The following is a 10,359-nucleotide window of genomic DNA, read 5'->3' on the forward strand; positions in this document are numbered from 1 at the left end:
CGACGAAACCAGGAGTCACACCGTGAGCTCGACCATTCGCATCAGCCTCGCCCAGATCACCAGTGGCGAACACCCCATCGAGAATCTCGAACTCGTCGACACCCACGCCCGCGCAGCCGCGCACGCCGGCTCGGACCTCGTGGTGTTTCCCGAGGCGACGATGCGCTGCTTCGGCGGACCCATCCGCAAGTTCGCACAGCCTCTCGACGGCGAATGGGCCGACGCGGTGCGCTCCATCGCGTCGGACGCAGGCATCACCGTCGTCGCCGGGATGTTCACGCCCGCCGAGGACGACCGAGTGACCAACACTCTGCTCGTCACCGGCCCTGGCATCGATGCGAGCTACGACAAGATTCACCTGTTCGACGCCTTCGGATTCGCCGAATCCGACACCGTCGCACCGGGTTCGGACCCGCTGGTGGTCGATATCGCCGGAGTTCGGGTTGGCTTCGCCACCTGCTACGACATCCGATTCCCCTCGCTGTTCCAGAAACTCGGCGACCTCGGCGCGGAACTCGTCGTCGTTCCGGCGTCGTGGGGATCGGGTGAGGGCAAAGTGGATCAGTGGACCTTGCTCGCCCGCGCACGCGCGTTGGATTCGACGACCTTCATCGCAGCCTGCGACCAAGCCGAACCCGCTGCCGCCGAGGGCAATGCACCATTGGGCGTTGGACACAGCATCGTCTGCTCCCCTACCGGCGAGATCCTCGGTCAACTGGACGCGACTCCCGGAATGCTGACCATCGACATCCACACCGAACTGGTCGACGCCGTGCGTGCAAACCTGCCGGTATTGAAAAATCGCGTCGCCTTCGCGTGACGAATCCTGCTCGGTGCAGGTTCGGCCTTTCGTGAGACCTGGCGCGGGAACGCGGTTTCGAGTCACCTCCGTCGTGAAAACGTGGTGTGATGTCGCTTGTCGAACTGGAGAAGTGGCGGGGCACTTCCATCGTTTCAGAAGGAGACGACGATGGTGCAGGTCAACCGACGGGATGCGTTACGACTCGGGTCGATCGCGGCGATGCTGGGCGGGTTGAGGTCAGCGACGGCGTGCTCGAGCAACGACGCCGCGAGCGGCGCCACCGGTACCGATGGATCATCTTCCCCGAAACGCGTACTCGTTCTCGGTGCAGGCATGTCGGGTCTGACTGCCGCACTTGCATTGCACCGGCGCGGTCACGAGGTGACGGTTCTCGAGGCTCAGGACCGAATCGGTGGTCGCCTCATCTCCGTCGAATACGAGAACGGCCAGTTCACCGAGGGCGGTGGAGGGCATTTCCGGCTGAACATGCCGTTGGTCACCGGCTACGTGAGCACTCTGAAGCTCCCGATCGTCGCGATGAACGACGGCGCTCCCGAATACCTGATAGATGGCCTGCGCGGCAACAACACTCAGCTCGGTCGTCGACCCTGGGATCTACTCGAGTCCGAACGCACCGTCGAACTGAGTTCCATGCTCACGAGCTACTTCGTGCCGCTCGGCGCAGACTTCACCACCGTCATCGACCCGGAGTGGCCCGATGCGGCTGCCGCCGACAAGTTCGACGGATTCACCGTTCGTGAATTGCTCGCCGACGCCGGTGCATCGGACGATTTCGCCAAACTCGTCGCAGCCCAGGCCGGCGGTTTCACACTGGAAGTCAGCGTTCTCGGTTTGCTTCCCGACTTCGCCTACCATTTCGGCGACCGCAACTTGTACCGCGTGCAGGGTGGAAACGAGCGGATACCGCGCGCCCTCGCCGAAAGGCTCCCCCAGGACCGCATCCACATGGGCTCTCGAGTGGTGGTCATCGACCAGAGCGGTTCGGACGTCGAGGTGACCACAGCGGACGGTCGCGAATGGACTGGGGACGAAGTCATTTCGACGATCCCCTTCACCGTCCTGAAGGACGTCGACATCCGCCCGGCGTTACCCGATCGAGCTCGGCAGGTGGTCGACGGCATGGTGTGGAGCGACATCGTCAAGGTGTATCTGCAGACCTCGAAACCGACGTGGCTGGATTCCGGTGTGCGGGGTTGGCCCGTGGCAGCTTCCGACCGGCCATGGGAAAGACTCATCGACATCACCGGCAACGAGCCGGGCGGGCGCGGGAACGCGTTTTTCTACCTTTCCGGTGCCAACGCAACTGCCTATCTCGCCCAGCCGAAAGAAACCCGGGCACGAGATCTCGTGAACACCTTCAACGCCGACATGTCCGGAATGATCGAGGACGTCGTGGAAATCGGCGAGTTCTCCTGGCCCGATCAACCGTGGATCAAGGCCGCCTTCGGCGATACACCTCTGGACGGCGGCTGGATGTTGGACGAGATGAAGAAGCCCGTGGACCGGCTGCACAGGGCCGGCGACTTCACCACGTTCAAGTCGGGCTGGGTCGAGGGTGCGATCGAGGCGGGCCTTCGCGCCGCACGCCACATCGACCCCATGGCACCGGCCGAACACGAGGTCGTCTGAACGAGAACACGAGCCCCCATCCACGATGACGCACACACTCCTTCTCTCGAACAAGGACTTTCGACGATGAAAAGAACACCACTTTCGGCGTGCCTCGATGGATCCACGCCGAAGCACGCAGTCTTCGGCGAGCAGTCATGACCGGACGCGCGCTACCCGATACAGGCCATAACGCCTGGAGACGAGGCCGATCGACGTGGGCGATGCTGGACGCGGAACCGTTGATCTACGGCACCGTGATCATCATGACCGTGATGGTGGTCGGAGCGGACGATACGGACGTCGATTTCGGTGACGCGACAGGAATGGTCCTCGGGCCGATGGTCGCGACTGCCGTCGCGCACCTCTTCTCGTCGTGGTTGGGGTACGTGAACAGCCACCACCACATGCCCGACGGTGCAGACAGGCGTCATTTGCTCTGGCACTCAGCACATTTCCTGCTGCTGACAGTGGTGCCGCTCATCATCATCGGGCTCGGACGTGTGAGCGGTCTGTGGTCCGCCTACGGCGCACTCGACACCATTTCCGATCTCGCATTCTTGTTCCTGCTCGTCCTCGGAGCCGCCAGCGGCTGGCACTCGAGCAAGAGGAAATGGCGTGGGGCAATTCTCGGAGGTCTGGTTGCCATCGTCGTCGGTTTGATCGTCACAGTTCTCAAGGTCGTACTCGAGCATTGACAACCGAAAAAGAGGAGTCGACCATGGTTCTCCGCTCCGCCACCCCGTCCCGCCGACGCTGGGCCACAGTGGCTTTCGCCGTCGCAGTCATGCTGTCGGCATGTTCTTCACCTCAGGAAGGGTTCACCGAGATGGACCCCGGTTCGGGCACGCTCGTGGCCTCGTCCGGCTTCGACGTTCGGCGGGACGGCTTCTCCTTCCCCAACTGGGGACCGCCGACAGCGGAGCATGGCCAAGGGCTCACACCGGCCTCGATGCAATCGCTGTTCGGGGATGCCGTGTGCACTCCAGGAACCGAGAGCGACCGATGCGTTCTCTCGCCGATGGGACGGGTCACCTCGGAGGTGTTCGAGAACGGAATGAACGGTGGTCACTGCTTCGGAATGGCCGCGGTCGCAGGGTTGGCCTACCGCAACGCGATCGACACCTCGTCTTTCGTCGCCCCCGGAGCAACACTGTTCGATGCACGTCCCTCCCCCTCGACCGATGCCGTGATCGCGCGATACTTCAACACCCAGGAGGTCGAACCGACAGCCGACTCCGAGATGTCCGAACCTGTGGACGAGGTGATCGATCGACTCACGTCCGCGTGGGCCGAAGGGCAGGACTATCTACTCGCCTTCTACACCGAGGACGGAACGTCCGGCCATGCCGTGACACCGATCGCGATACGCGATCTGGGCGACAGCAAACGCGGAATTGTCATCTACGACAACAACTATCCCGGCGTCGAGAAGATGATCGTCACCGATACGGCCGCCGATACGTGGTACTACACCACCTCGGCGGACCCCGCCGACGACAGCTACCTGTTCTCCGGGACCCCGGACAATCGGTTGAAGTTGTTTCCGCTGGCCGAGATGACCGGCGTTCATCAGTGCCCCTCCTGCTCCGAAGTCGGTGCGCAGGACCAGGACTACTTGGTGTTGGTCACCGACAACACCAACGATCCGGTCGATCTGACCGATGTCGAATGGAGCTTGTCGGTGTCCGACAGTGACCGGGTGAGACGGTCAGCGTTCATCAACAACGACAACACAGCGTTGTTGGAGGCCTCGATCGACACACCGATGCGGCTCACGCTCTCCGACGTCGCGGACAACGATCGCGACGCGTCGATCGACATCTCCATCCTGTCCGACGGTTGGGTGGTTCGATCGACCTCTCTTCGCCTGCCGGCGGGCGCGTCGATCGTCGCCGAGATCAGCCCCACCGAGCGATCGATGACGCTCACGACCGACGCCCCCACCACGAGTGACTACACCGTCGCCACCGAGGATGCTCGGGGATCGCGGTCTGCATTCGTCAGCACCATCGACCTACCCGTCGGCGGCAACCTGGTGGTCGGCCCGACGGATACGGATACGTTGCGCCTCAGCGACGGTGCAGGACAGGTGCTGCGCGAGGTAGCAATGACCTAGCAGCCACGGTGCCGCGAACTCGAAGTTGTGGACGGAATTCGACCGAAAAGCATCCATAACTTCGAGTTCGCGGTTACGCCGAACAGAGTGGACATATTGCCCGCATAACTGCGAACTCGGGGCACACACGACAACGCCGCCGACTCCCGATGGGAGCCGGCGGCGTTGTCGTACAGCGGGAGCTAGCGGGAGCTGACGTCCTGGTAGTCGCGCTCGGTGTAGCCGGTGTAGATCTGGCGCGGACGGCCGATCTTGCCGGTCGTGTCCTCGTTCTGCTCGCGCCAGTGCGCGATCCAGCCCGGGAGACGGCCCATCGCGAACAACACCGTGAACATGCGCGGCGGGAAGCCCATCGCGCGGTAGATCAGGCCGGTGTAGAAATCGACGTTGGGGTAGAGCTTGCGCTCGACGAAGTAATCGTCGGTCAGCGCGGTCTCTTCGAGCTTGAGCGCGATCTCGAGCAGTTCGTCGCCGTTGCCCAGCTTGCCGAGGATCGTGTGCGCGGTTTCCTTGACCAGCGTCGCGCGCGGGTCGAAGTTCTTGTACACACGGTGTCCGAAGCCCATGAGCTTGACGCCGTCTTCCTTGTTCTTGACGCGACGCAGGAAGTCCGTGGCGTCGCCGCCCTCGGCCTTGATCTTGTCGAGCATCTCGAGCACCGCCTGGTTGGCACCGCCGTGCAGCGGGCCCCACAGCGCATTGATGCCGCCGGAGATCGAGGTGAACAGGTTGGCCTGCGAGGATCCGACGAGGCGGACCGTCGACGTCGAGCAGTTCTGCTCGTGGTCGGCATGCAGGATGAGCAGCATGTCGAGTGCCTTGACGATCTCGGGATCGACCTCGTACGGCTCGGCCGGGAAGCCGAACGTCAGGCGCAGGAAGTTCTCGACCAGGCTCTTGGAGTTGTCCGGGTACAGGAACGGCTGGCCGACGGACTTCTTGTAGGCGTACGCCGCGATGGTGGGCAGCTTGGCCAGCAAGCGGATGGTCGAGAGTTCGACCTGCTCCGGATCGTTGGGGTCAAGCGAATCCTGGTAGTACGCCGACAGCGCGTTGACGGCGCTCGACAGCACCGGCATGGGGTGCGCGTTGCGCGGGAAGCCGTCGAAGAACCGCTTGAGGTCCTCGTGCAGCAGAGTGTGTCGACGGATCTTGTCGGTGAACTTCTCGAGCTGATCCTCGGACGGCAGCTCACCGTAGATCAGCAGGTAGCTGACCTCGATGAACGACGACTTGCCCGCGAGCTGTTCGATCGGGTAACCGCGGTAGCGCAGGATGCCTGCGTCACCGTCGATGTAGGTGATGGCCGACTTGGTCGACGCGGTGTTGACGAACCCGCCGTCCAACGTCGTGTAGCCGGTGGTGGCCAGCAACTTTCCCAGCTCGATGCCGTTGTTGCCCTCGGAGGCCTCGGCAATCGACATGGAGTACTCGCCACCGGGATAGGTGAGGGTGGCTTTGGCATCATTCTCAGCGGGCACGAATGGTCCCTCTCGAACTCGTGTAACGGACACGTACTTGAAGCGGACAGTTCTAACGTCGATAGTGAAACTAGTCTCTCGACGCCTCGGACGCCCAGGGAGGGTCGGCACCGGGTCGAGAAACCGTGATTGCCGCTGCTTTTGCGGCGAACTCGAGCGCTTCTTGCCAATCTTGCTTGCTCATCTCTTTCACCGCGTTCGATGTGACAATGCTCTCCTTCTGCAAAAAGCTGAGCAGAGCGCCGTGCACGGTGTCACCAGCGCCGATCGTATCGACGACGTCGACCGCGACACCCGGCACCGAGATCTCCTCGGCCACGGCAACTCCGGTGCTCGACGTCTCCCCTGGCGCCGTGAACACCGAGATTCCGTCGCCGCCGCGCGTCATGACCACCGCGGTGACCCCGGCCGCGAGCCAGTCGTCGACCGTTGTGCCCTGAGTTCCGAGCCCCAACCAATGCGAGTCGTCCTCGGACACCTTGAGGATGTCGATGCTGGGCAACCACGAACGAAAGCGGTCGCGAAACCCGTCGGCGGTGATGTCTCCGCTGGTGCTGTCGATGGCAGCGGGCCGAATGTTCGGGTCGAGCATCGTGAGCTTGCCTGCCGCCCGGGCCCGGTGCAGCAGGCCGGCGTACATCGAGGCACCGGGCTCGTACAGCAGTGACAGTGTGCCGAACGAGAGCACGCTGATCTCGTCGGGCAGATCGCCGGGATCGGCGACGAGGCGGTCGGCCGTGCCGTCGGCGTAGAACGAATACTCGGCGCTGCCGTCCTCGGCGAGCGTGGTCATCGCCAACGTCGTCGGCTCGTCGCCGCGCTGCACCCACGTGGTGTCCACTCCCGCGTCGCGCAGACTCGCCAGGATCTGCTCACCGAACGGGTCGCGGGAGATCCGCGAGAGATACGCCACGGGCGAACCCAGTCGACCTATCGCGACGGCGACATTGAACGGGCCGCCGCCGAGCTTGGGCGAGAGCAGCGGCCCCTCGTGCACCGGAACCAGATCGACCAACGCCTCGCCGCACACCAGAATGGTCACTTCTCGTACCTCATTCCCCAGGTGCCGGACCAGGATTGCCCCGGATCCAGCACGATCAGATCGATTTCGGAGTTCAACGCATCGGGCGGGCACGTCATCGGCTCGATCGCCAACGCCCGTCCTCGATCGGGATAGGCCTGATCGTTGGCGGGATCGGCAGTGAACACCTGGACCCAACCGAAGCTGCTGTCGGTCCACAGCACGGTCGCGGTGCCGTCGGGGCCACGAAGAACATGGTTCGCTCGGCCGTCGGCCTCGGGCAGCGACGCGCTGAACGGAGTGTCCAGCTGCACGCCCTGCAGAGTTCGCGGCTGACGGAAGTCGTACTCGGTATCGGCCGTCGGGACCGAATTGCCCACGGGGAGATTGCGAACCGGGTCGAGCGGCAGTCGCGTCCCGGCCGAGAGCTCGAGCGTGCACTCGTCGAGCGGCACGTCTCCCACCCTGACGAACGTGTGAAAACCCATCCCGTACGGCGCGGGTGAATCACCGGTGTTCTTCGCCGACGCGGTGACGGTGAGCCCGTCGGCCGACAGCTCGTGCACCACGGTCACCGTCACCGAGAACGGCCAACCCTCATGCGTTCCGATGTCCACACTCTGCTCGACGCGACTGTCGGTGTGTTCCACGAGAGTCCACGCCACACGTCGGACGAATCCGTGACTGGCGTTGCCCCGCGAAGGCTCGGTGATCTCCAACCGATGCTCGACTCCTTCGAACGTGAACGTGCCGTCGGCCGTTCGATTGGGCCACGGGGCCAACACCAGTCCCGCCGACAACGGCGGCTTCGAACCCGCCTCCCACGTCTCGGTCAGCGGGACGCCGTCGTACTCGAGCACCCGAAGGCCCGCTCCGACGGCAGCGATGTCTGCCCGATACTTGCCACTCGTCAACGAATACGTCTGCGCGTCAGCCATGGGTGCCATTCTTTACCACCGCACCCACGCGATACCGGATGAATGCAGGAAGAGCCAGCGCGGCGATCGACACCCCGATGACGACCAGCACTCCACCGCCTGCCGCTGCGGCCGCGGTACCGACGGACGCGGCCGCTGCGCCGTGCAGCACGTCGCCGACGCGCGGGCCACCGGCGACCACGACGATGAAGACACCCTGCAGGCGACCACGCATCTCGTCGGTGGCGACCTGCTGCAACATCGTGCTGCGGAAGGCTGCGGAGATCATGTCGGCTCCGCCGCCGAGGGCGAGGAACGCCAGTGCGAACCACAGGGCGACGGTGGTGGCCCCGTCGGTCGCCGCGCCTACGGCCAGACCGAAGCCGATCATCGCCGCGCCCCACACGACGATGCAGATCAGCACCGCCAGACCCTGCCGTCGTACTCGGGGCAGCCAGCCGGAGAACACGCCACCGACCACCGCGCCCGCGGACATCGCGGCGAACAGCATGCCCAACACCGGACCGCCCGACGCCGGATCGCCGAAACTCTCGTGCGCGATCTGCGGGAAGAGCGCACGGGGCATACCGAACACCATCGCGATGATGTCGACGACGAACGAAGCCAGCAACACCTTCTGCGTCGCGAGGTAGGCGAAACCGTCGAACACCGAACGCAACCCGGCTCGCTGACCCGACTTCGCCGGCGGAATTTCCGGTAGCCGAATCACGGCCCACAGTGTGGCGAACAGCGCGATGGTGTCGATCAGATAGAGGGTCTCGAGCCCGATGTAGTAGATGAGGATGCCGGCACTGAGCGGGCCGGCGATGGCGCCGAAGTTCATCACCGTCATGTTCAGCGAGTTCGCGGCAGGCAGCTGCTCGGCAGGCAGGATTCGCGGGAGAATCGCGCTGCGCGTCGGCTGATTCACCGCGAAGAATGCCTGCTGAACGGCCAACAGCACCAGGATGATCCACACGTTGTTCAGGTCGAGGAACGCCTGCAGCCAGAACAGCGCCGACGTTCCGATCAGACCGCAGGTGGTGATCATCAACAGGGTGCGGCGATCCATCACATCGGCCAGCGCCCCGCCCCACAGACCGAACACGATGAGCGGCACCAGCGCGAACACGCCGGTCAGGCCTACATAGGCCGAGCTCAGCGTGATCTGGAAAACCTGTTGCGGCACAGCGACGATGGACAGCTGCGCCCCGATGACGGTGACGATGTTCGCCAACCACAACCGCTTGTAGGCCGGGGTCTTCAGAGGAGTGGTATCGGCGAGAATGCCGCGCAATCCGCTCACGGCTGCAGACGCTCGATCACACCGCTTGCCACCGTCAGACGAATTCGGTTGTGCATGCGGCTCGTTCGGCCCTGCCAGAATTCGACGGTCTCCGGTCGGACACGGAAACCGCCCCAGTTCGGCGGAACCGGCACCTCGATTCCGTCGAACGTCGCGGTCACCTCGGCCAGTCGCGCCGCCAGATCCTGCCGCGAGCCGACGGGACGCGACTGCTCGGACGCCCATGCTCCCAACTGGGAGCCGCGGGGCCGCGTGCGCCAATACGCTTCGGTGGTCTCGGCGTCGACCTTCACCACCGGGCCGCGAACAGTGAGCTGGCGGGCAATTCCGATCCACGGGAACGTGATCGACGCATACGGTGTCGCGGTGAGCGCACGGCCCTTGTCCGAGTCGTAGTTGGTGTAGAACACCACCCCGTCTGCGTCGAAGTCCTTGCACAACACGGTGCGGGTGGCGGGTCTACCGGCCTCGTCGACCGTCCCCAACACGATGGCGTTGGGCTCGGGCAGATTCGCGGCCATCGCGTCGGACAACCACTGCTCCGCCAGCGCACACCACCCGCCCGCCAGAGCATCGACGTCGAGGTCCTCGGGCTCTCCGTAGTCCACCCGCATGTTCGCCAGGCGCTGTTCATCTGCAGACACAAGCCCAGACGCTACTCCCGCGTAGATCCCGGCTATGGTTCTGACGAAGTACGCCCGGATGCGGCGCTGAGCCGGGTGCAGTTGCGACGAGGGAGTCCACAGGCCATGGCTGTTCAACGAGTTCCCGAGGATTTCGTCTCCGGTCTCGAAGGTGTCGTCGCGTTCACCTCCGACATCGCCGAACCCGACAAGGACGGTGGCGCACTGCGCTACCGCGGCGTCGACATCGAAGAACTCGTCGCCCAGAACGTCACGTTCGGTGACGTCTGGGCCCTGCTCGTCGACGGCGCATTCGGCCGCGGACTCCCCCCGGCCGAACCCTTCCCGCTGCCGATCCACACCGGCGACGTCCGCGTCGACGTCCAAGCCGGCCTGGCGATGCTCGCCCCCATCTGGGGCTACCAACCCCTGCTCGACATCGACGACACCACCGCCCGCGA

10 protein-coding genes are annotated in these 10,359 nt (G+C 64.2%); 5 read left to right on the forward strand and 5 right to left on the reverse strand.

The window, feature by feature from the left end:
* Nucleotides 1-22: 22 nt before the first annotated feature.
* The 4 genes from ABZ677_RS09195 to ABZ677_RS09210 all read left to right on the forward strand — a co-directional run bounded on the left by ABZ677_RS09195 (nucleotide 23) and on the right by ABZ677_RS09210 (nucleotide 4,550).
* Nucleotides 23-820, forward strand: coding sequence for a carbon-nitrogen hydrolase family protein (locus tag ABZ677_RS09195; RefSeq protein ID WP_094633055.1), 798 nt, complete (start codon nucleotides 23-25; stop codon nucleotides 818-820).
* 150 nt (nucleotides 821-970) lie between these two features.
* Complete coding sequence (locus ABZ677_RS09200) at nucleotides 971-2,452, forward strand: NAD(P)/FAD-dependent oxidoreductase (RefSeq protein ID WP_358368558.1); 1,482 nt, start codon at nucleotides 971-973, stop codon at nucleotides 2,450-2,452.
* A 203-nt stretch (nucleotides 2,453-2,655) separates the two neighbouring features.
* A complete protein-coding gene (locus ABZ677_RS09205; RefSeq protein WP_094633053.1) occupies nucleotides 2,656-3,129 on the forward strand; it encodes a hypothetical protein in 474 nt (157 codons plus the stop codon).
* Nucleotides 3,130-3,152: 23 nt separating this feature from the next.
* Nucleotides 3,153-4,550 carry a hypothetical protein gene (locus tag ABZ677_RS09210; RefSeq protein WP_358368561.1) on the forward strand — a complete coding sequence of 466 codons (1,398 nt, stop codon included), beginning with the start codon at nucleotides 3,153-3,155 and terminating at the stop codon, nucleotides 4,548-4,550.
* A 182-nt stretch (nucleotides 4,551-4,732) separates the two neighbouring features.
* Here ABZ677_RS09210 and ABZ677_RS09215 read toward each other — a convergent pair whose 3' ends face one another.
* The 5 genes from ABZ677_RS09215 to pdxH form a co-directional block, all read right to left on the reverse strand.
* Nucleotides 4,733-6,031, reverse strand: a complete 1,299-nt coding sequence (locus ABZ677_RS09215) for a citrate synthase (protein ID WP_094633051.1) — start codon at nucleotides 6,029-6,031, stop codon at nucleotides 4,733-4,735.
* A 70-nt stretch (nucleotides 6,032-6,101) separates the two neighbouring features.
* On the reverse strand, nucleotides 6,102-7,073 hold the full coding sequence (locus ABZ677_RS09220; protein WP_037191725.1) for a carbohydrate kinase: 972 nt from the start codon (nucleotides 7,071-7,073) through the stop codon (nucleotides 6,102-6,104).
* On the reverse strand, nucleotides 7,070-7,999 hold the full coding sequence (locus tag ABZ677_RS09225; protein WP_358368566.1) for an aldose 1-epimerase family protein: 930 nt from the start codon (nucleotides 7,997-7,999) through the stop codon (nucleotides 7,070-7,072). The genes ABZ677_RS09220 and ABZ677_RS09225 overlap by 4 nt, the downstream gene beginning before the upstream one ends.
* Nucleotides 7,983-9,275, reverse strand: coding sequence for an MFS transporter (locus tag ABZ677_RS09230; protein ID WP_358368569.1), 1,293 nt, complete (start codon nucleotides 9,273-9,275; stop codon nucleotides 7,983-7,985). Before ABZ677_RS09230 ends, ABZ677_RS09225 begins: the two co-directional genes overlap by 17 nt.
* Nucleotides 9,272-9,889, reverse strand: a complete 618-nt coding sequence (gene pdxH, locus ABZ677_RS09235; RefSeq protein ID WP_037192139.1) for a pyridoxamine 5'-phosphate oxidase — start codon at nucleotides 9,887-9,889, stop codon at nucleotides 9,272-9,274. Before pdxH ends, ABZ677_RS09230 begins: the two co-directional genes overlap by 4 nt.
* Before the next feature lie 135 nt (nucleotides 9,890-10,024).
* Here pdxH and ABZ677_RS09240 point away from each other — a divergent pair.
* A partial coding sequence (locus ABZ677_RS09240; RefSeq protein WP_358368572.1) for a citrate/2-methylcitrate synthase occupies nucleotides 10,025-10,359 on the forward strand: 335 nt, incomplete at its 3' end.

The organism is Rhodococcus sp. NPDC006774 (genome assembly GCF_040636045.1).
Classification (GTDB): Bacteria; Actinomycetota; Actinomycetes; order Mycobacteriales; family Mycobacteriaceae; genus Rhodococcoides.

Excerpts from the sequence above, each read along its gene's own strand:
- ABZ677_RS09205 (WP_094633053.1), top strand. The coding sequence starts at position 2,656 with ATGCTGGACGCGGAACCGTTGATCTACGGCACCGTGATCATCATGACC.
- ABZ677_RS09210 (WP_358368561.1), top strand. The coding sequence starts at position 3,153 with ATGGTTCTCCGCTCCGCCACCCCGTCCCGCCGACGCTGGGCCACAGTG.
- ABZ677_RS09200 (WP_358368558.1), top strand. The coding sequence starts at position 971 with ATGGTGCAGGTCAACCGACGGGATGCGTTACGACTCGGGTCGATCGCG.
- pdxH (WP_037192139.1), bottom strand. The coding sequence starts at position 9,889 with ATGCGGGTGGACTACGGAGAGCCCGAGGACCTCGACGTCGATGCTCTG.
- ABZ677_RS09225 (WP_358368566.1), bottom strand. The coding sequence starts at position 7,999 with ATGGCACCCATGGCTGACGCGCAGACGTATTCGTTGACGAGTGGCAAG.